General features: G+C 42.9%; 15 protein-coding genes, 1 tRNA gene and 3 rRNA genes (1 of these 19 cut by a window edge). 10 read left to right on the top strand and 9 right to left on the bottom strand.

The window, feature by feature from the left end; translation table 11 throughout:
* From ACRWP9_RS00795 to rrf (ACRWP9_RS00780), 4 genes are all read left to right on the top strand, one after another.
* Positions 1–2,348, top strand: a 23S ribosomal RNA gene (locus tag ACRWP9_RS00795) (it extends 555 nt beyond the left edge of the window).
* A gap of 143 nt (positions 2,349–2,491) precedes the next feature.
* Positions 2,492–2,607 (top strand): 5S ribosomal RNA (rrf, locus tag ACRWP9_RS00790).
* A gap of 52 nt (positions 2,608–2,659) precedes the next feature.
* Positions 2,660–2,735: transfer RNA gene (locus ACRWP9_RS00785), tRNA-Thr, on the top strand.
* A gap of 34 nt (positions 2,736–2,769) precedes the next feature.
* Positions 2,770–2,885: ribosomal RNA gene (gene rrf, locus ACRWP9_RS00780) — 5S ribosomal RNA — on the top strand.
* 384 nt (positions 2,886–3,269) lie between these two features.
* Here the strand turns inward: rrf (ACRWP9_RS00780) and mutT are convergent.
* The 9 genes from mutT to nadC all read right to left on the bottom strand — a co-directional run bounded on the left by mutT (position 3,270) and on the right by nadC (position 11,668).
* Positions 3,270–3,668, bottom strand: a complete 399-nt coding sequence (gene mutT, locus ACRWP9_RS00775; RefSeq protein WP_434927439.1) for an 8-oxo-dGTP diphosphatase MutT — start codon at positions 3,666–3,668, stop codon at positions 3,270–3,272.
* Between the two features lie 30 nt (positions 3,669–3,698).
* On the bottom strand, positions 3,699–3,926 hold the full coding sequence (yacG, locus tag ACRWP9_RS00770) for a DNA gyrase inhibitor YacG (protein WP_226412757.1): 228 nt from the start codon (positions 3,924–3,926) through the stop codon (positions 3,699–3,701).
* A gap of 53 nt (positions 3,927–3,979) precedes the next feature.
* Positions 3,980–4,714, bottom strand: a complete 735-nt coding sequence (zapD, locus tag ACRWP9_RS00765) for a cell division protein ZapD (protein WP_434927438.1) — start codon at positions 4,712–4,714, stop codon at positions 3,980–3,982.
* Positions 4,707–5,324: a dephospho-CoA kinase gene (coaE, locus tag ACRWP9_RS00760; protein ID WP_434927437.1), complete on the bottom strand. Its 618-nt coding sequence runs from the start codon at positions 5,322–5,324 to the stop codon at positions 4,707–4,709. The genes zapD and coaE overlap by 8 nt, the downstream gene beginning before the upstream one ends.
* 27 nt (positions 5,325–5,351) lie before the next feature.
* The gene (locus ACRWP9_RS00755) at positions 5,352–6,281 is read right to left on the bottom strand and encodes a prepilin peptidase (RefSeq protein WP_434927436.1); all 930 of its coding nucleotides are present in this window, start codon (positions 6,279–6,281) and stop codon (positions 5,352–5,354) included.
* A gap of 32 nt (positions 6,282–6,313) precedes the next feature.
* The gene (locus tag ACRWP9_RS00750) at positions 6,314–7,582 is read right to left on the bottom strand and encodes a type II secretion system F family protein (protein ID WP_434927435.1); all 1,269 of its coding nucleotides are present in this window, start codon (positions 7,580–7,582) and stop codon (positions 6,314–6,316) included.
* Between the two features lie 98 nt (positions 7,583–7,680).
* Complete coding sequence (gene pilB / locus ACRWP9_RS00745; RefSeq protein WP_434927434.1) at positions 7,681–9,390, bottom strand: type IV-A pilus assembly ATPase PilB; 1,710 nt, start codon at positions 9,388–9,390, stop codon at positions 7,681–7,683.
* A 114-nt stretch (positions 9,391–9,504) separates the two neighbouring features.
* The gene (locus ACRWP9_RS00740) at positions 9,505–9,918 is read right to left on the bottom strand and encodes a prepilin-type N-terminal cleavage/methylation domain-containing protein (RefSeq protein ID WP_434927433.1); all 414 of its coding nucleotides are present in this window, start codon (positions 9,916–9,918) and stop codon (positions 9,505–9,507) included.
* A gap of 871 nt (positions 9,919–10,789) precedes the next feature.
* On the bottom strand, positions 10,790–11,668 hold the full coding sequence (gene nadC, locus ACRWP9_RS00735; RefSeq protein WP_434927432.1) for a carboxylating nicotinate-nucleotide diphosphorylase: 879 nt from the start codon (positions 11,666–11,668) through the stop codon (positions 10,790–10,792).
* A gap of 284 nt (positions 11,669–11,952) precedes the next feature.
* Between nadC and ampD the strand changes: the two genes are divergently transcribed.
* The 6 genes from ampD to lpdA all read left to right on the top strand — a co-directional run bounded on the left by ampD (position 11,953) and on the right by lpdA (position 20,823).
* Positions 11,953–12,534, top strand: a complete 582-nt coding sequence (ampD, locus tag ACRWP9_RS00730; protein ID WP_434927431.1) for a 1,6-anhydro-N-acetylmuramyl-L-alanine amidase AmpD — start codon at positions 11,953–11,955, stop codon at positions 12,532–12,534.
* Positions 12,535–12,622: 88 nt separating this feature from the next.
* Complete coding sequence (ampE, locus tag ACRWP9_RS00725; RefSeq protein ID WP_434927430.1) at positions 12,623–13,474, top strand: beta-lactamase regulator AmpE; 852 nt, start codon at positions 12,623–12,625, stop codon at positions 13,472–13,474.
* Positions 13,475–13,678: 204 nt separating this feature from the next.
* Positions 13,679–14,431 carry a pyruvate dehydrogenase complex transcriptional repressor PdhR gene (gene pdhR, locus ACRWP9_RS00720; protein WP_226412775.1) on the top strand — a complete coding sequence of 251 codons (753 nt, stop codon included), beginning with the start codon at positions 13,679–13,681 and terminating at the stop codon, positions 14,429–14,431.
* A gap of 107 nt (positions 14,432–14,538) precedes the next feature.
* On the top strand, positions 14,539–17,199 hold the full coding sequence (gene aceE / locus ACRWP9_RS00715; RefSeq protein WP_434927429.1) for a pyruvate dehydrogenase (acetyl-transferring), homodimeric type: 2,661 nt from the start codon (positions 14,539–14,541) through the stop codon (positions 17,197–17,199).
* 11 nt (positions 17,200–17,210) lie between these two features.
* A complete protein-coding gene (gene aceF / locus ACRWP9_RS00710; protein ID WP_434927428.1) occupies positions 17,211–19,100 on the top strand; it encodes a pyruvate dehydrogenase complex dihydrolipoyllysine-residue acetyltransferase in 1,890 nt (629 codons plus the stop codon).
* Positions 19,101–19,392: 292 nt separating this feature from the next.
* Positions 19,393–20,823: a dihydrolipoyl dehydrogenase gene (lpdA, locus tag ACRWP9_RS00705; protein ID WP_434927427.1), complete on the top strand. Its 1,431-nt coding sequence runs from the start codon at positions 19,393–19,395 to the stop codon at positions 20,821–20,823.
* The last annotated feature ends 255 nt before the right edge of the window (positions 20,824–21,078 follow it).

The following is a 21,078-nucleotide window of genomic DNA, read 5'->3' as shown; positions in this document are numbered from 1 at the left end:
TTTTGTATAATGGGTCAGCGACTTACGTTTTGTAGCGAGGTTAAGCGAATAGCGGAGCCGTAGGGAAACCGAGTGTTAACTGCGCGTTTAGTTGCAAGGCGTAGACCCGAAACCGAGTGATCTAGCCATGGGCAGGTTGAAGGTTGAGTAACATCAACTGGAGGACCGAACCGACTTATGTTGAAAAATGAGCGGATGACTTGTGGCTGGGGGTGAAAGGCCAATCAAACTCGGAGATATCTGGTTCTCCTCGAAAGCTATTTAGGTAGCGCCTCGAGCGAATACCATTGGGGGTAGAGCACTGTTAAGGCTAGGGGGTCATCCCGACTTACCAACCCTTTGCAAACTCCGAATACCAATGAGTACTACTCGGGAGACAGACAGCGGGTGCTAACGTCCGTTGTCAAAAGGGAAACAACCCAGACCGTCAGCTAAGGTCCCAAAGTGTATGTTAAGTGGGAAACGATGTGGGAAGGCTTAGACAGCTAGGATGTTGGCTTAGAAGCAGCCATCATTTAAAGAAAGCGTAATAGCTCACTAGTCGAGTCGGCCTGCGCGGAAGATTTAACGGGGCTAAACATACCACCGAAGCTACGGGTTTGCAGTTTACTGCAAGCGGTAGAGGAGCGTTCTGTAAGCGGTTGAAGGTGAAGGGGTAACCCACACTGGACGTATCAGAAGTGCGAATGCTGACATGAGTAACGATAAAGGGAGTGAAAAACTCCCTCGCCGAAAGACCAAGGGTTCCTGTCCAACGTTAATCGGGGCAGGGTGAGTCGACCCCTAAGGTGAGGCCGAAAGGCGTAATCGATGGAAAACAGATTAATATTTCTGTACCTCTGCTAACTGCGATGGAGAGACGGAGAAGGCTAGGCTAGCGCGGCGTTGGTAGTCCGCGTTTAAGGTAGTAGGCGGTGTTCTTAGGCAAATCCGGGAACACGTACTTAAATGTACACGTTGAGAGCTGATGACGAGTCACTAAGGTGATGAAGTAGTTGATGCCATGCTTCCAGGAAAATCTTCTAAGCTTCAGGTTAGTAGGGATCGTACCCCAAACCGACACAGGTGGTCGGGTAGAGAATACCAAGGCGCTTGAGAGAACTCGGCTGAAGGAACTAGGCAAAATGGTACCGTAACTTCGGGAGAAGGTACGCTGCTGTTGGTGATGGGACTTGCTCCCTAAGCTGACGGCAGTCGCAGATACCAGGTGGCTGCAACTGTTTATCAAAAACACAGCACTGTGCAAAATCGCAAGATGACGTATACGGTGTGACGCCTGCCCGGTGCCGGAAGGTTAATTGATTGGGTTATCGCAAGAGAAGCTCATGATCGAAGCCCCGGTAAACGGCGGCCGTAACTATAACGGTCCTAAGGTAGCGAAATTCCTTGTCGGGTAAGTTCCGACCTGCACGAATGGCGTAATGATGGCCACGCTGTCTCCAGCCGAGACTCAGTGAAGTTGAAATTGCGGTGAAGATGCCGTATACCCGCGGCTAGACGGAAAGACCCCGTGAACCTTTACTATAGCTTGGCACTGAACATTGAACCTACATGTGTAGGATAGGTGGGAGACTTTGAAGCTTCGTCGCTAGATGGAGTGGAGTCAATCTTGAAATACCACCCTTGTAGTTTTGATGTTCTAACTCTGGCCCCTTATCGGGGTTGAGGACAGTGCCTGGTGGGTAGTTTGACTGGGGCGGTCTCCTCCCAAAGAGTAACGGAGGAGCACGAAGGTTGGCTAAGTACGGTCGGACATCGTACGGTTAGTGCAATGGCATAAGCCAGCTTAACTGCGAGACATACACGTCGAGCAGGTACGAAAGTAGGTCATAGTGATCCGGTGGTTCTGAATGGAAGGGCCATCGCTCAACGGATAAAAGGTACTCCGGGGATAACAGGCTGATACCGCCCAAGAGTTCATATCGACGGCGGTGTTTGGCACCTCGATGTCGGCTCATCACATCCTGGGGCTGAAGTCGGTCCCAAGGGTATGGCTGTTCGCCATTTAAAGTGGTACGCGAGCTGGGTTCAGAACGTCGTGAGACAGTTCGGTCCCTATCTGCCGTGGGCGTTGGATGATTGAGGGGAGCTGCTCCTAGTACGAGAGGACCGGAGTGGACGAACCGCTGGTGTTCGGGTTGTCATGCCAATGGCATTGCCCGGTAGCTACGTTCGGAATCGATAACCGCTGAAAGCATCTAAGCGGGAAGCGAGCCCCAAGATGAGTCATCCCTAGAGCTTTAAGCTCTCTAAAGGGCCGTAGGAGACTACTACGTTGATAGGCAAGGTGTGTAAGCGTTGTGAGGCGTTGAGCTAACTTGTACTAATGACCCGTGAGGCTTAACCATACAACCCAGATGGGTTTTACTGATACGACTTAGTATTAGAATGGGACGCTTAAATAGTGTAACGAGACTCAAACTCAGATAAAGCAATCAGCTTTCCGAATTATTATTTAATGCACATGAGTGTGTTAGATAAACCAAATTTGTCTGGAAACCATAGAGCTGTGGCACCACCTGATCCCATTCCGAACTCAGAAGTGAAACACAGTATCGCCGATGGTAGTGTGGGGTCTCCCCATGTGAGAGTAGGTCATTTCCAGGCGCCAAATAAAATTACTAGTCATAATGATGAGTAATAATATAAAGCAAGTTTTGCTGATATGGCTCAGTCGGTAGAGCGCATCCTTGGTAAGGATGAGGTCCCCAGTTCGATTCTGGGTATCAGCACCACGAATAATCTAGTGTATTGTCCTAGTAGAATTTGTCTGGAAACTATAGAGCTGTGGCACCACCTGATCCCATTCCGAACTCAGAAGTGAAACACAGTATCGCCGATGGTAGTGTGGGGTCTCCCCATGTGAGAGTAGGTCATTTCCAGGCGCTAAATAAAACAGCAAGGCCACTCTAATTGAGTGGCCTTTTTGTTTACGACGAAAAACTATTCTTGAGCATGAGTCATACAATTTACATTAAACATAGTGTGGCCGATATGCCCAGGTGAGAGTAAGTTATTTCCAGGCGTTATATATATTTACTCGCAAGAGTAGTGATATGCCCGTTACTGAAGTAACGGGCTTTTTACGTCTATGATTTGTGTTGAACTAATCTTTGATATTAGGGAATGATATTAGTTAATGGCAGTTGTATAGCCGATATACCCATGTGAAAATATTGATCAAATGTAGTGAGGTTTTTTTAGTGATGAATACAAAAAAGCCCACACAAATCTGTTTGGGCTATTGAAACTATTACTGCAGAATAGAGCTAGGCTAATTCAGCTAAAATTTTATCAACTATTGCTTGATTCGCTTCTGGAAAATCAAATTGCTGAAGCTGATTGATTGGCACCCATTGTATCTGCTGTCCTTCTAAACCCTTTGCTTGATTTGAAAAATCAGTGACTAAATGAATATCTAATCTGACATGTTTATCTGGATAATCATGGATAATATCCATGAAGGGTATAGAGGTGGTTACATCTAAGTTTACTTCTTCTTTTAGCTCTCTAATTAATGCCTCTGTGACTGTTTCACTGACTTCCACCTTACCGCCTGGGAATTCCCATTTACCGCCTTGGTGAAGGTGTCCGTGCCTTTTAGCCAATAGAATATGATTATCTTGGTTAATGATGACACCTACGGCCACATGAATTCGCTTTTGCATAATGTGTATTCCAATATCGCTTAGGTAGAGTTAGTCTTCTTTAAAGAAAGAGGATTCGTTTAATCCCAGTTCGTCATAACCTAAGTCATCATACATATCAGGGTCTAGTGGTGCAGTAACGGGAATAACATGTTTTTCATCAGCCCAGTCACCTAGGTCGATCAATTTACAGCGCTCACTGCAAAAGGGTTTAAATTTAGATTCAGCTACCCATTCCACTTGGGTTTTACAGATGGGGCAATTAACAGTCAATGGCATAATTTATATACTTGAATAATGAAGAAGTAAGATTCTGCAAGATCTTAAAAGGTTTAGCTGCAAGTAGCCAGCAAGAATTGAATTGTTTTGTCGGTATGGCGAAGTTGGTCAAAATCAACAAAGTGAATGGCGTAACGGTTACGGTGGCCACTAATTGTTGGGTAGCACCCTTGAGATACGTCTACTTTAACGCGAATTAACGCAAGTGGTTGTCCGCTATCACCTTGATAAAAACCTGCTTTTGCTTCAGTAGGACAAAAATCTGCAGTACTGCGGATAAGTTCAAGTAGTAAGGTGATTGGGGTAAGCAGAGGTTGAAATTGATCAACCCAGCATTGAAGATCAATTTGACGTTCTTTCCAGGGCTTAGCTAACCAAAAGTGTAATTGGGGCAAATCGAAGTTACAACAAGCTCCGGGCATTCCAAAACGCTGTCGTAATGCAGAAATAAATTTATCTTTTTTAAGATGAACACCAATTCTATCTGAGGTTTGTAACTGCGCTTTTGATTGTATTAAACGGTTAATTAATTCGTTAATTTGTACTTTATCAACATGGGGTAATTCGAGCCACTTTGACAACATTATTATATGGCGGTCGATATCTTTTAATACATCGGAACGATAGTCACAACGGTCGGTTAATTCACAAAGCGAAAATAGCGGATAAAAACAGCGATGTTGATGATCTTGGATCAAATTAGCTTGTATTTGTGTCGACAGATATTCTAACCGTAAATAACTACGAATTTTTTCATTCAGTGGTTGTTCGTATATTAGTTCAGTCATCGGAGTTAAGTGTTTTCGCCAATTTCAAATATTTGTGATGTAACAAAGCTACTTTGTCCCGTAGCACGTTTAACTCTCCTTGATTATCAACAATATCATCGGCTTTAGATAACCGTTGTTGACGTGATATTTGGCTTTGAATAATTTGTTCAACTTGCGTTGAAGCCACGTTATCACGTTTACTCGTCCTTGAAATTTGCAACTCAGGTGAAATGTCCACTACTAAAGTTGTATTGACTAACTTATCTAACCCATTCTCAAATAGCAAGGGAACAACCAAAATGACATAGTCAGATACAGCATTTTTTACCTGCTGTAACATAGCATTACGGATCATTGGATGTAATAAGTTATTTACCCAGTCGCGTTGTTCTGGTTGGTTAAAAATAATATCTCTCAGCTTGCTGCGATTTAACGAACCATCGGCCAGACATATATCCGCACCGAAATGTTGGATAATCTGTTGTAAACCGCTTGAGTTTGGCTCTACTACTTGTCTGGCGACAATGTCGGCATCAACTAAGGTGATGCCTAAATCAGCAAATAAATTAGCAACTGTGGTTTTGCCGCTGCCGATGCCGCCAGTAAGACCGACAATAAAGTTAGACATGTGATTGTTTAGATAAAATAGTTAGCATTAAATAAGCGTGCTCAAATACCAGTTTATGATATCTTGGCCCCAAATAAGGGCTATCCAGCCGGCTAGCGCAATATATGGGCCAAATGGGATCGGTTTACCTGCATGCAGTTTTTTGGTCGCTATCATAGTGATGCCCACAATAGCGCCCACTAACGATGATAATAAAATGATCAGTGGTAGCATTTGCCAACCTAGCCATGCACCGAATACCGCCATTAATTTAAAATCACCATAACCCATACCTTCTTTGCCTGTGACTAGTTTAAATAGCCAAAATACCGACCAAAGACTTAAGTATCCGGCAGCTGCGCCAATTAATGCATCGCTAGAACTGGTAAACACTCCTTGCAAGTTAATCAGCAGCCCTAACCAGAGTAAGGGTAAGGTGAGTTGATCGGGTAATAGCATTTCATCTAAATCAATGCCGGTTAACGCTACCAAAAAGAACGTCAGTATCGCGGCAAACAGAAATTGAGTCGTAGGGCCAAAATAAAATGCCAAGGTGGCCACCATTACGCCGGTAATCAATTCCATCACAGGGTAACGAGCTGAAATAGCAGTCTTACAGCTGGCGCATTGACCTTTTAAAATTAACCAACCTAAAACGGGTAAATTATGCCAGGGTTTGATATTGGCCTTACATTTCGGACAAGCGGAGCCTGGCACTATAAGGTTATACTTTACTGGGAACTCATCTATCGATTTAGCTAAGCGTTTTTCACCGACTTGCTGGACAATATCAGGATGATATTCAGTTAAGTAAAAGTTACACTCACTTTGCCATTCACGCTTCATCATAACCGGTAAACGGTGGATAACGACATTGAGAAAGCTGCCAATAGTGGCGGCAAAGATAAAGCTAATTACCACAAAAGCCAAAGGATATTGGCTCATTGTGGTAACGAAAATTGAAATAAATTCAGTCATTAATTATTCTTATTTATTATATTTGATAAGAGTTAGCTAACTATTTTACCCATTTGGAAGATTGGTAGATACATAGCGACAATTAAACCACCAACAAGGGTACCAATCACTACCATCATTATTGGCTCAATTAAGCTCGATAATGCATCGACAGCATCATCTACTTGCATTTCATATATGTTAGCAACTTTATTTAGCATGTTATCCAATGAGCCTGATTCTTCGCCAATCATCACCATTTGAATAAGCATATCGGGGAAAAGTTCTGTAGTACGCATAGCCACGTTCATTTGCATACCAGACATCACTTCTTGACGCACTTTTAGCAATGCAATGCGATATACCGCATTACCTGAAGCGCCAGCTGCTGATTCTAAACCATCAATTAGTGGTACACCTGCGGTAAACGTTGTCGCTAGTGTGCGGGCAAAACGTGCCATTGCCCCTTTATGTAAAATGTCACCTATTGCCGGTATTTTCAGAATAAGTGTATCGACTTGGTCTCTGACAATTTGTGAATTTCGATGGGCCCTTACAAATAGAAAAACAGCTGCTACGACTAGCCCTAAAATAACGTACCATGATGATTGTAGGGCTCTCGAAATACCTAATACAAATTGAGTAAATGCAGGCAACTCTGCACCGAACCCTCTGAAAATTTCTTCAAATTGTGGTACGACGAATAATAACAACATTGTTGTGACTAAAATGGCGACTACCACAACAGCAGCAGGATAGAACATGGCTTTTTTAATTTTAGATTTTAGTTGCTCTGACTTTTCACGGTAAGTTGCGATACGGTCAAATACGATATCTAAAGCACCTGAATGCTCACCTGCAGCGACTAAATCTACATAGAGCTCATCAAAATATCTGCGGTGGGGACGAAGTGCATCTGATAGCGGAATGCCCGATTGAACATCAGATAAAATGCCGCCCAGTAATTCACGCATTTTAGCTTTTTCATGGCCTCGACCCAGTAGTTCTATAGTGGTGACTAAAGGTACTCCGGCAGCCAACATTGTGGCTATTTGACGGGTAATCATCGCCATATCCATAGCTGTGATTTTAGGGTCACCTAGTTTGAACAGTGGGGCTGATTTTTTTCTAACAGTCTTGGGAGACACTCCCTGTGCTTTTAAAATTCCTCTAATCTCAGCAATGGTTGAACCACGTAGTTCGCCTGAGGTTTTTTGTCCATCGCGATTGACCCCTTTCCATTCGAAGGTAAATACTTTTGGCTGGTGCTTTACATTCCTTTTTTTGTTAGAGGTTTTTCTTTTCGCTGCAGCAGTGGCCATAAAGCGATTCCTTGAAATTAGGCTTACATATTGATTATTTATTTTAATTGTAAGCGAATAGTGAACAAATATCTAAAATGATATTTTTATCTAAGTCTCTAATTAAAGCTAGTCACTCGATTAACTTCAGCAATACTGGTTACACCATGAACTACCTTTAGTAATCCTGACTGGCGCAAATCGCGCATGCCTTCGGTTTTTGCCTGTTGGGCAATCTGCAAAGAATTACCACTTTCCATAATAGTCCGCGCAATGGCGTCAGATATTTTCATTACTTCATAAATGCCGACACGACCTTTGTAGCCGCCGGAACATAAATCACAGCCGCAGGGTTTATAAACCGTAAACCCGTCATCTATGTTTTGTTGATTAAAACCAAGGCGCAATAATTCTGCAGCGGGTACATCTTCAGGCTGTTTACATTCTGGGCATAAACGTCTTGCTAAACGCTGGGCAATAATTAAATTCACTGAGCTGGCGATGTTATAGCCTGGCACACCCATATTGATTAAACGGGTAAGGGTTTCCGCTGCCGAGTTAGTGTGTAGCGTCGATAATACTAAATGACCGGTTTGCGCGGCCTTAATGGCAATTTCAGCGGTTTCTAAATCACGTATTTCACCTACCATGACCACATCGGGGTCTTGACGTAAGAATGAACGTAGCGCTGAAGCGAAGGTTAAACCTGCTTTCAAGTTAATGTGAACCTGGTTAACCCCTTCTAAGTTAATTTCTACCGGATCTTCTGCGGTAGAGATGTTGCGCTCTTCGGTATTTAGAATATTTAAGCCAGTGTATAAGGAAACGGTTTTACCCGAACCCGTCGGGCCAGTAACTAAAATCATCCCCTGGGGTTTGGCAAGCATTTCTTCATACAGCAAACGTTGGTCATCTTCATAACCGAGCTTTTCAATGCCCAGCTGCGCAGAAGATGAATCCAAAATACGCATTACAATTTTTTCGCCCCAAATAGTGGGCAAGCTGCTGACACGAAAATCGATAGATTTAGTTCGCGACAGTTTCATTTTAATCCGGCCATCTTGCGGCACGCGGCGCTCGGCAATATCAAGCTTTGACATGACCTTTAAACGGGCTGATATACGCGCAGATAGATTAACTGGCGGTTGCGACACCTCATGTAAGATGCCGTCAATTCTAAAACGAATCCGGTAGCGTTTTTCATAGGGTTCAAAATGTAAGTCAGATGCTCCTTTACGAATCGCATCTGTGAGTATTTTATTAATGTAAATTACAATAGGGGCATCGTCACTACTTTCAGCTTGTTGTTCATCTTGTTGATTGGTATCTGAGACATCAATATTAGCTAAGGCTTCTTCATCTAAACCTGTAAGGTCAAGGCTGCTTAAGTCATCCTCAGCAAGTTTTTCTAAAATAATATGTAACTTGTCATCTTCAACTAAAATGGCTTCTGCATGCAGGCCTAAACTAAATTGAAAGTCTTCTAAAGCGGCTATGTTCGTTGGGTCTGAGGTCGCTATATATAAACGGTTGCCTCGTTTAAATAGTGGCAGGCAGCGGTGTTTATCAATAAGCTTTTTATTGAGCAACTCTTCAGGTATTGCAGCGATATCATATTCATTTAAATCAAGAAGTGGCGTGCCATATTCTTCGTAACACAGTTCTGCAATTTCTCTGGCTGAAAGGAGTTTTAATTTGATGATGGTGGTAACTAAGGAGTTTTTAGACTTTCTCGACTCAGCAATCGCAGATGAAGTTTGCTCTTCGCTAAGTAAACCTTTGCGAATAAAAAGAGTGGATAAACCAAGATGCAAACCGTTATTAGGCATAACTTTCCTAGTGAAGGAATTAATTGATAATGTTTAGATACTCTAACTAAAAACGCCAAGAATAAAAAGGTATCATTCTTGGCGTCTAAATAAAATAACAGGCTTATTAAGGTATTAGATACCCGCACCAGCTTGACATTGGGCTAAAGTAGCACCTGCACCAGCAGAGACAATGCCGTAAGTCACTCTGCCGTCACCTGTTATAGTAGCGGTTAAGGTACAAGAACCTTCAGCAAAAACTAAAGTTCCTTCAATCCCTTCTCCTGTCAAACCTGTTATTGACATTCCTGGTGCTGCAGCAGCGTCAGCCACTAGTGTGTTACAAGAAATGCCTGATTGAACGCAAGTAACAGCTTTCGTTGTATATGATGCAACAGCTTTCATTGCTGCGCCGCCGTGAGCGGAACCAACATAGTCACGGTAAGCCGGCAATGCGATTGCTGCTAAAATACCGATGATCGCGACTACTATCATTAATTCAATAAGGGTGAAACCCTTAGCGTTTTTAATTTGATTGATGCTTTTCATTTTTTCTCTCCGTAAATGTGCTTGGGCCTATCCAATCCTAGGTACTGAAATGTATATCGGGCGGCTATACATGAAATCGTATTGCCGTTTGTTAAAGTATTCAGTGGCATCCATCGTTGCCGAAGCCTTACGGGCACATATTATTTGCTAGTGTTGAAGTCATTGAATAACAATGAATTCAGTTTTTGTTGTAATCAACTTTGGTTTAGTCAACGTTTAATCAGTTTAGCTAGGCTTTAAACATTTTGTAGGGCTTTTTAAGCCTATGTCACTTTTTAACAAAGTGCCAACAAGTATTTATAACTAACTACACATGACTTTTCGGCTGATTTGCTTATTTCTAGAGCAAGTATTTCATAAAAACACAATTTTGTAACATCATTTATCAGTAAACTTTGTCAAAAATAGGCTGTTGTTTGAAAAACACACTCTTAATAAATCAAGTTCTGGCCGAAAGGCCACTCGCCTAATGCAAACGTTAGTATAAAGTGACCTAAAATGGAATACTTTTATCCAGTAAAAGTGAAATTAATGTTTAAATATTCTGTACTTGGCAGTTTTTAGGATGAAATATTGCAACTGTTTTTTGACTATTGACTTATAAGGGCTAATTTTTGACAGTCGCAAGTGTTAGGTCATAAAACTGACGCTAAAACTTGCTGCCGACAGTAGGTGTATTAGCACATTTAGGCATCAAGGTTTTAGTGCGAGTAAAGGGTTTGTTACGCTTAGGATGTTAATGTTGGCTCAGCGCTTCTTATTACAACTCGCCACTTTTAGTACAACTCACCGTTTCTCAGTTTAGGGCATTACTTCTCAGCACAGCTTACCGCTTCTCACTTAAGCGAAGCGGTGAGCTATCGTAGTAGTTTTATCCTTTTAGTCGTAACGACAAGTCTAACGCTTTTACATGTTTAGTCAGTGCGCCTACAGAGATGTAATCGACGCCTGTTTTAGCAAAGTCAGCTAAGGTGTCAATGGTAACATTGCCAGACACTTCTAATTTTGCGCCTTTGCCTGCATCTTTGTAAGTTTGATTTAAGGCGACAGCTTCAAACATCATGGTGATATCAAAGTTGTCTAGCATGATGATGTCGCTTCCACCGTCTAATGCTTGAGTGAGCTCGGCAATAGATTCCACTTCTACTTCTACGGGTTTGTCACTGTGTAGTTTGCGGGCAGCTTGTATCGCCTGGGTAATGCCACCGCAGGCCATGATGTGATTTTCTTTAATTAAGAAGGCGTCAAACAAGCCTATGCGATGATTTTTACCCCCACCACAGGTTACCGCATATTTTTGTGCGGTGCGCAGGCCTGGAATGGTTTTACGGGTGTCGAGTAAACGAGTATGGGTGCCGGCGAGTTTATTAACATACAGTTTAGTTAAACTTGCGACGCCTGATAAGGTTTGAATAAAGTTCATGGCGGTGCGCTCGCCGGTTAAAATGACGCGGGCTGGACCGGATAAGTCACATAACACTTGGTTGGGTACGACTAAGTCGCCATCGTCTACGTGCCAATGCAAGGCAACTTCACCGCCTAGCTGATTAAACACTTGTTCTGCCCAGGCTTTACCGCAAAATACGCCTTCTTCACGGGTGATTAAGCTGCCTTCTACGTGTTTGTCAGCGGGAATAAGCTGGGCGGTAATATCGGCTTTGAGCATTTGTTCAACATTTTGATGTTCGCTATACCCTAGGTCTTCATTTAATGCGGTTTTCACTGCATGGCGGATATCATTTTCAAACATAAGCTAAATCCTTGCGAATATTGGGTGACGAGGTTTTGAATAAAAGGTCACACAAAACACTGTATAAGCTAATAGATTAACATAACTTTGAATGGGTTGTGAGTGCTGTGACCGTGGTATTAAGGCTATTTTACTGTTAATTTATTCGCTTACCACATTGCTGGAACCTGTGTTAGGTATTGCACAATTCATTACCAGTTACAACGCTATAAAAGTGGCTTGTTTGGAATGAGACTGAACCCAGATAGGCCTGCAATAGGCCTTAACATTGACAAGAATATAATATGAAATCATACACAAGTATGTCTTTAGGTTGGTTGCCCCAGGCGCGCCGCTGTATTTCGCCGCATTTTAATGCTCGACCTAATAATGAGGTGAGTTTATTGGTTATCCACAATATTAGCCTGCCAGCAGGCCGTTTTGGTTTACCTTATATTGATGCATTATTTCAGGGCTGCTTAGAGACTGATGCAGCAAGCGCTGCCGACGATTCTTTTGTCGATTTAGCGGGTTTACAAGTGTCGGCGCATTTTTTAATTCGCCGCGACGGTGAAATTGTTCAATATGTTAGTTGTGATGATAGGGCTTGGCATGCTGGGGTATCTGAGTTTGAGGGGAGAACCAATTGTAATGATTTTGCCATTGGTATTGAGCTAGAAGGCACGGATGATATTGCCTATACAGATGCGCAATACCTTAACCTTGAACAACTAACACTGGAGATTATGGCGCAATACCCTATGATTAACCCACTACGGATAGTTGGCCATTGTGATATTGCCCCTGGCCGTAAAACCGACCCTGGCAATAGTTTTGACTGGCTAAGGTATCGACAAGCGCTTGGTTTAGGCAATGGGTTAACATAATTAACGCTAACATAATGCTAAAGGCTTACCGTTAAACTTATTTTATATGATTGAGCGTAATGCTTTTATTACACCCTAAGGATACAAGATGGCTTTATTTGCACTACTGGTCGCTATTTTAGTCGAGCGACTAAAATTACTCCCGGTCAGTCTACAATTTGACACCTTGATGCTGCGTTATCACAAACAGTTTTGGGATAAAAAGTCGTTATCAACCGATTTGGGTGTAGCGATAGCGGTAGTATTACCGTCTTTTGTGGTGTTTGCTATTGGGTTGTTAGTGAATGGCTTAGTGTTCGATTTACTGAGTTTATTGCTGTGGGTTGTGGTGACTTTAGTGTGTTTTAGCCATCAGGACTTACGTGACATTTTTAAAAAATACGTGCAAGCGGCATGTCGAGGTGATGTGCAAGCGTGTTATCGCTACGCCGCAGAGCTTGATTGCAGTGAATGCATTGATGCGGTCGATGAACGTGACTTGGGTATTAAAGTCGGCCAAAGTGTCGCGTGGATTAATTATCGTTACTATGGTGCTGTAGCCTTGTTTCTGGTGTGTTTTGGCCCAGTAGGGGCGGTGTTATATTGCAGCATTCGATTTTATTATGATTTAAACATTAAACAAGATTTGTCTTTACCCTTAATCGATCACCTACAGCGACTGTTTGATTGGTTGCCTAGCAGAATATTCAGTTTCGGATATGTGTTAAGTGGGCAATTTTCACAAGGGCTAACAGCCTGGCGAAAACGGGCGTTCGATACCCGCAGTAGCGCTAAATTAGTCGTCACTGAAACTGCGTTAGCGGCTGAGTCTTTGCCCGAGGCTGGGCCTGCTCCTGTTAGCGTGCAACCAACATTAGCCCTATTGGCGCTGACCAAACGCAACTTTACTTTGCTGCTTACTTTTGTGTCTGTTTTGACCATATTTGGGATCATTAGTTAGCCTAGATATTGTGTTTTTCGGGCTTTTGTCAAATGGTCTGACCCCTTAACGATTTTTTTCGTTTATGCTGCTTAATCTGAGAGTGCAATTGGTGACTATGCTAGAAACTAGACATCAATAGGATGATTTGATAAAGTGCGCGCTCTCACATAAATTGGTAAGACCAATTTACAATAAGGCTTTCAAGGGAGTTTGAGCGCAATTATGGCTTACAGCAAGATTAACCAGCCAAAAATTTCTGATGTGATCATGGAGCAACTTGAGCGCATGATCCTTGAGGGCAGTTTACAGCCTGGCCAGAAATTACCTCCTGAACGTGAACTTGCGGTCCAGTTTGAAGTGTCGCGCCCTTCATTGCGCGAAGCTATTCAAAAGCTCGAAGCAAAAGGTTTATTAATGCGCCGTCAAGGCGGTGGCACTTATGTTAAAGAACAACTCTGGCAAAGCCTTGCTGATCCTATTGTTGAGTTGATGCATAACGATTCTGAAAGCCAATACGATTTACTTGAATTTCGTCATGCCACCGAAGGCATGATGGCGTATTTTGCTGCATTACGCGGCACTGACGCCGACATGAAAAATATTCAAAATAGTATTTTAGATGTGGAAAATGCCCCCAGTATTGAAGAGCAAGCGGATGCGATTGTGCGTTTTTATCGCGCCGTAGCCGAGGCGTCACACAATGTGGCAATGCTTCATTTAGTATTAAGTTTAACCCCTGTGCTGCATAAAAATGTGGCGCAAAATTTGGAACTTCTTAGTCGTCGTGAAGAAGCTTCCACCATGGCAAATGATCACCGCCGCGCGTTATTGGCGGCGATTGTACGCCGAGACCCTGATGCGGCACGTGAAGCGTCGAATGAGCATTTAAGCTATATCGAAGAAGTCATGTTGTCAGTAAGAGAAGAAGATAGTCGGTTGCAGCGTAGCTTGCGCCGTTTAAAGAGCGGCGTATAGGTGAGTTAAACAAGACTAAAGCCTGTCGCTAACAAGATTTTTTATTATTAACATACACTAAACACTCTCAATGGTGTCTTAGGTATAACGTATAGGAAAAGACTGCAATGTCTGAACATATGCTAAATGATATTGACCCGCTAGAAACGAATGAGTGGTTGTCTGCTTTAGAATCAGTGGTTCGTGAAGAGGGCCTAGAGCGCGCTCAGTATTTACTCGAGAAAGTGCTAGATAAAGCCCGTTTAGACGGTGTCGCTATGGCAACGGGTATCAATACTAACTATATCAACACTATTCCTACGACCCAAGAGCCGGCGTACCCTGGTGATACCACAATTGAACGTCGAATTCGTTCGGTTATTCGTTGGAACGCCATTATGATCGTGTTGCGTGCATCGAAAAAAGATTTAGACCTTGGTGGCCACATGGCTTCTTTCCAGTCGGCTGCATCATTTTACGAAGTGTGTTTTAACCACTTTTTCCGTGCCCCGAACGAAGTCGATGGTGGTGATTTAGTTTATTACCAAGGTCATATCTCTCCTGGTATCTATTCTCGTGCGTTTGTTGAAGGCCGATTAACTGAAGAGCAGCTTGATAACTTCCGTCAGGAAGTCGGTGGTAAAGGTTTACCGTCATATCCGCATCCAAAGTTAATGCCTGAATTTTGGCAATTCCCTACCGTATCGATGGGTTTAGGGCCAATGTCGGCGATTTATCAAGCACGCTTTTTGAAGTATCTTGATGGTCGTGGTTTAAAGAATACCTCAGCTCAGCGTGTTTATGCCTTTTTAGGTGACGGTGAGATGGACGAGCCTGAATCTCGTGGTGCTATCTCTTTTGCCTCGCGTGAAAAACTCGATAATTTATGTTTCTTAATTAACTGTAACTTACAACGTCTAGACGGCCCTGTAATGGGTAACGGCAGTATTATTCAAGAGCTAGAAGGCTTGTTTAGAGGCGCTGGCTGGAACGTGGTTAAAGTGATTTGGGGCAATAACTGGGATTCGCTAATTGCGAAAGATACCAGTGGCAAATTACTTCAGTTGATGAACGAGACTGTTGATGGTGATTATCAGACCTTTAAGTCAAAAGATGGTGCTTACGTGCGTGAGCATTTCTTTGGTAAGTATCCTGAAACTGCGGCCCTAGTATCTGACATGACAGATGCGCAAGTCTTTGCCCTTAAACGTGGCGGTCATGACTCTTCTAAGTTATATGCCGCGTTCAAAAATGCACAAGATACCAAAGGCAAACCAACGGTTATTTTAGCTAAAACCGTAAAAGGTTATGGCATGGGTGAAGCTGCAGAAGGCAAGAACATTGCACATGGCGTGAAAAAGATGGACATGACGCACGTACTGCAATTGCGTAACCGTCTTGGTATTGATGATTTATTAAGTGACGAGCAAGTATCAGAACTGCCTTATTTGAAACTTGAGCCTGGCTCAGCAGAATATGAGTATTTACATGCACGTCGTAAAGCCTTACATGGTTATACGCCGCAACGTTTACCTAATTTCACCGAGAAATTATCGTTACCAACAGTGGAAGAATTTGGTGCACTACTTGTTGAGCAAAAGCGTGAAATTTCTACCACAATGTCGTTTGTTCGTGCCTTAAATACTTTGCTTAAGCACGAAGGCATTGGCAAAAATATTGTGCCGATTATTGCTGATGAGGCACGTACTTTTGGTATGGAAGGTTTATTCCGCCAAGTCGGTATTTATAACCCCCAAGGTCAAGCTTATACCCCTGAAGACCGCAGTGTAGTGTCTTATTATAAAGAAGCGACATCAGGCCAGGTATTGCAAGAAGGTATTAATGAGTTAGGTGCTATGTCTTCATGGGTTGCTGCGGCAACGTCATACAGCACTAACGATTTACCTATGATCCCATTTTATATCTACTATTCAATGTTTGGATTCCAACGCGTTGGTGACATGGCATGGATGGCGGGCGATCAACAAGCACGTGGTTTCCTATTAGGTGCTACAGCGGGTCGTACCACATTAAATGGTGAAGGTTTGCAGCATGAAGATGGTCACAGCCATGTTCAAGCCAGCACGATTCCAAACTGTATTTCCTATGACCCTACGTTTGCATACGAACTTGCGGTGATTTTGCAAGACGGTATTCGCCGTATGTATGGCGATCAAGAGAACGTGTTCTACTATTTAACCTTGATGAATGAAAACTATGCCATGCCAGCAATGCCAGCAGGCAGCGAGGAAGGCATTCGTAAAGGTATTTATAAACTTGAATCACATAAAGGTAGCAACAAAGTTCAATTAATGAGCTCTGGTACTATCATGAACGAAGTACGTAAAGCTGCGCAAATATTGAGCGAAGAATACGATGTTGGATCAGACGTGTTCTCTGTGACGTCGTTTAACGAATTAACGCGTCAAGGCCAAGATGCAGAACGTTATAACATGTTGCATCCTGACGCTGAGCCAAAACAAGCGTATATCACTACCATACTGGGCACTGAGCCTGCAATTGCAGCAACAGACTATATGAAAAACTACGCAGAACAAGTGCGTGCATTTATGCCTTCTGTATCATACAAAGTATTAGGTACTGATGGTTTTGGTCGCTCTGATAGCCGCGAAAACTTACGTCGTCACTTTGAGGTCAATGCTGGCTATGTGGTTGTGGCGGCATTAAGTGAACTGGTAAAACGTGGAGATATTGACAAGTCTGTAGTGGTTAAAGCCATTGCAAAGTTCAATATTGACGCTGACAAGACAAATCCGCTATACGCGTAAGAGGCAATAACATGACAATCGAAATTAGTGTACCTGACATAGGTGCAGATGAGGTTGAAGTAACTGAGATTCTTGTTAGCGTTGGCGACAAGGTTGAGTTAGAACAGTCACTGATCTCTGTTGAAGGCGATAAAGCTGCAATGGAAGTACCGGCATCTGCTGCGGGTGTGGTAAAAGAAATTAAAGTCAAAGTCGGTGATAAAGTCGCGACAGGCTCAGCCATTATGATATTCGAGTCGGACTCAGTTGCTGAAGTAAAATCTGCTCCAGCTGCTGCGCCTGCTCCTGCTGCGGAAGCTCCTTCAGCCGCAGCATTGAAAGAAGTGCACGTGCCTGATATTGGTGACGATGAAGTCGAAGTGACCGCTATTTTGGTTAAGCTTGGCGACAATGTTGCTGAAGATCAATCTCTGCTGAGTGTAGAAGGCGATAAAGCGGCGATGGAAGTGCCTGCACCTTTTGCGGGTGTGCTTAAAGAAATTAAAGTGGCTGTGGGTGACAAGGTTTCTACCGGATCGTTTGTAATGGTATTTGAGGTTGCAGGCTCTGCTGCACCATCTACCACTACAGCCGCTCCAGCCCAAGTTGCCGCTCCAGCGGTTTCTTCTGCGCCATCGGTACAAGATATCCACGTACCTGATATTGGCGGTGACGAAGTTGAAGTCACAGAAATCATGGTAAAAGTGGGTGACACTGTTACTGAAGAGCAAGCACTTATTAGTGTTGAGGGTGATAAAGCAGCAATGGAAGTTCCTGCACCCTTTGCCGGTAAAGTGACCGCTATTACGATTAAGCAAGGCGATAAGGTATCAACGGGTTCGTTGATTATGACCTTTGAAGTTGCTGGCAGTGCACCTGCTACATCAGCACCTGTGGCGGCTCCGGTCTCAACTGCAGCACCTGCAGCACCTGCAGTTACTCAAGCGACCCCAGCTGCAGCGGCGAAAGAAGACTTTGTTGAAAACAATGCTTATGCACATGCATCACCTGTGATACGCCGTATGGCTCGTGAACTGGGTGTTAACCTAGCAAATGTTAAAGGCACTGGCCGTAAAAATCGCGTAATGAAGGACGATGTTCAAAATTACGTGAAAGCGGCGGTTAAGCAAGTTGAGTCAGGCAGTGTGAAATCTGCTGCTGGTGGCGCAGGAGGTGAGTTAAACTTACTTGCATGGCCAAAAGTTGATTTTAGTAAGTTTGGCGAAACAGAAGTTAAGCCATTATCGCGGATTCAAAAAATCTCTGGTGCAAACTTACATCGTAACTGGGTCAAAATTCCACATGTTACTCAGTGGGATGATGCCGATATTACTGAACTTGAAGATTTCCGTAAGGCACAAAATGCCCTAGAAGCTAAAAAAGACTCAGGCATGAAGATCACGCCATTAGTGTTTATCATGAAAGCGGTTGCTAAAGCACTTGAGGCATTCCCGACCTTTAACTCTTCATTATCAGAAGATGGCGAAAGCTTAATTTTGAAGAAGTTTGTCAATATTGGTATTGCGGTTGATACGCCTAATGGGCTTGTGGTGCCTGTGTTCAAAGATGTGAACAAAAAAGGTATCCATGAATTATCTGACGAGCTTAAAGAAGTGTCTAAAAAAGCCCGTGGCGGTAAGCTAACGGCTGCAGATATGCAAGGTGGTTGTTTTACTATCTCAAGTTTAGGTGGTATTGGTGGTACGGCGTTTACGCCTATTGTTAATGCGCCAGAGGTTGCCATTCTGGGTGTGTCTAAGTCAGACTTTAAGCCTGTTTGGAATGGCAAAGAGTTCGTGCCACGGTTAATGTTGCCGTTGTCATTGTCGTATGATCATCGAGTTATCGATGGTGCAGATGGTGCGCGATTTATTACTTATCTGAATAGCTGTTTATCAGATATTCGTACTTTAGTGTTGTAATTAATAGGCTGCTTGAATCATCAAGCAGCCTATTTTGTTAGTGAAATGTGTTGTCTTTAATGGTTGAATCAGTAAAGACATGATTACACAACGATGGGCACTTAGCCTAAGCCACTAAATTGAAGTCAAGATCGGATTAAACGATACTCTGTCATAGAACACAGAATTACTAAAACCTAGGATTGTGATTGTCATCCAAGAAAGTGTAAACTGCGGCCAGTTAACATGATGTGATCACAATGATTGTAAAGACGGTGTTGCCGCCAACTCAAGCAAAAGAATAGAGGAAAACATGAGTAACGAAATTAAAACTCAGGTAGTTGTATTAGGTGCTGGTCCTGCAGGTTATTCTGCGGCTTTTCGCGCAGCAGATTTAGGTTTAGATACTATTATCGTTGAACGCTTCAACACCTTAGGTGGTGTGTGTTTAAACGTGGGCTGTATTCCATCTAAAGCATTATTACACGTAGCAAAAGTGATTGAAGAAGCCAAAATGGTTGCTGATCACGGTGTTGTTTTTGGTGAGCCAAAAATCGACTTAGACAAATTACGTAGCTTTAAAGAGAAAGTGATTGGCCAATTAACAGGCGGTTTAGGCGGAATGTCTAAGATGCGTAAAGTTGATGTGGTTAATGGCTTTGGTACGTTTACCGGCCCAAACACTTTAGAAGTTAAAGCTGAAGATGGTAGCGTTAAAGTGGTTCAGTTTGAACACGCCATTATTGCTGCGGGTTCGCGCCCAATTAAATTGCCTTTCATTCCTCATGACGACCCACGTATTTGGGATTCGACTGATGCATTAGAATTGAAAGAAGTACCAGGTAAACTGCTTGTTATGGGCGGCGGTATTATTGGCCTAGAAATGGGTACGGTTTACGAGGCACTAGGCAGTGAAATTGACGTGGTTGAAATGTTCGACCAAGTCATTCCTGCTGCTGATAAAGACATTATTCGCGTGTTCACTAAGCAAATTAAGAAGAAGGTTAATCTAATTCTTGAAACCAAAGTGACTGCTGTTGAAGCAAAAGATGATGGTATCTATGTGACAATGGAAGGCAAAAAAGCCCCTACAGAACCAGTGCGTTATGATGCTGTGTTAGTGGCTATTGGCCGTGCACCAAATGGTAAATCACTGGCTGCAGAAAAAGCCGGTGTTAATGTTGATGAGCGTGGCTTTATCAATGTTGATAAACAACTGCGCACCAACGTGCCACACATCTTTGCTATTGGTGATATTGTTGGTCAACCAATGTTAGCGCATAAAGGTGTGCATGAAGGTCATGTTGCTGCTGAAGTTATTTCTGGTCTTAAGCACTTCTTCGACCCGAAAGTTATTCCTTCAATAGCGTATACCAATCCGGAAGTCGCTTGGGTTGGTTTAACTGAGAAAGAAGCAAAAGAGCAAGGTATTGCTTATGAAACTGCGACTTTCCCTTGGGCTGCAAGTGGCCGTGCAATCGCTTCAGATTGCAGTGAAGGTATGACTAAGTTAATTTTCGACAAAGAGACTCATCGTGTTATCGGTGGTGCTATTGTGGGTGTTAACGGCGGTGAGTTATTAGGTGAAATTGGCCTAGCAATTGAAATGGGTTGTGATGCTGAAGATTTAGCATTAACGATTCATGCTCACCCAACCTTACATGAATCAGTGGGTCTTGCTGCTGAAATCTATGAAGGTTCAATTACTGACTTACCTAACCCAAAAGCGGTTAAAAAGAAGTAATTAACAGCATCAATAAATAATTTAAAGCACCCTTAATGGGTGCTTTTTTTTAGTCTACACTTAGTTGGTAGTGTTATATTATTGTTATTAAATTTTATGTGATTTATCATATATGGTTATTATTGGCTTTGAATTGACCCTCCATTTGTACACTATTGAGCCGCATATTCGGGCTTAATTGCGCAATATTGTGGTCAGTAATTCAAGTTTTTTTGCTTAAAGTCCCTTGAAAAGTTGCGCTATTAGTTTGCCTGT

Origin of the sequence: Shewanella sp. HL-SH2 (assembly GCF_051164935.1) — a bacterium.
GTDB lineage: Bacteria > Pseudomonadota > Gammaproteobacteria > Enterobacterales > Shewanellaceae > Shewanella > Shewanella glacialimarina.
The sequence above is the reverse complement of the archived record's forward strand: the minus strand, read 5'-3'. Positions and strand labels throughout refer to the sequence as shown.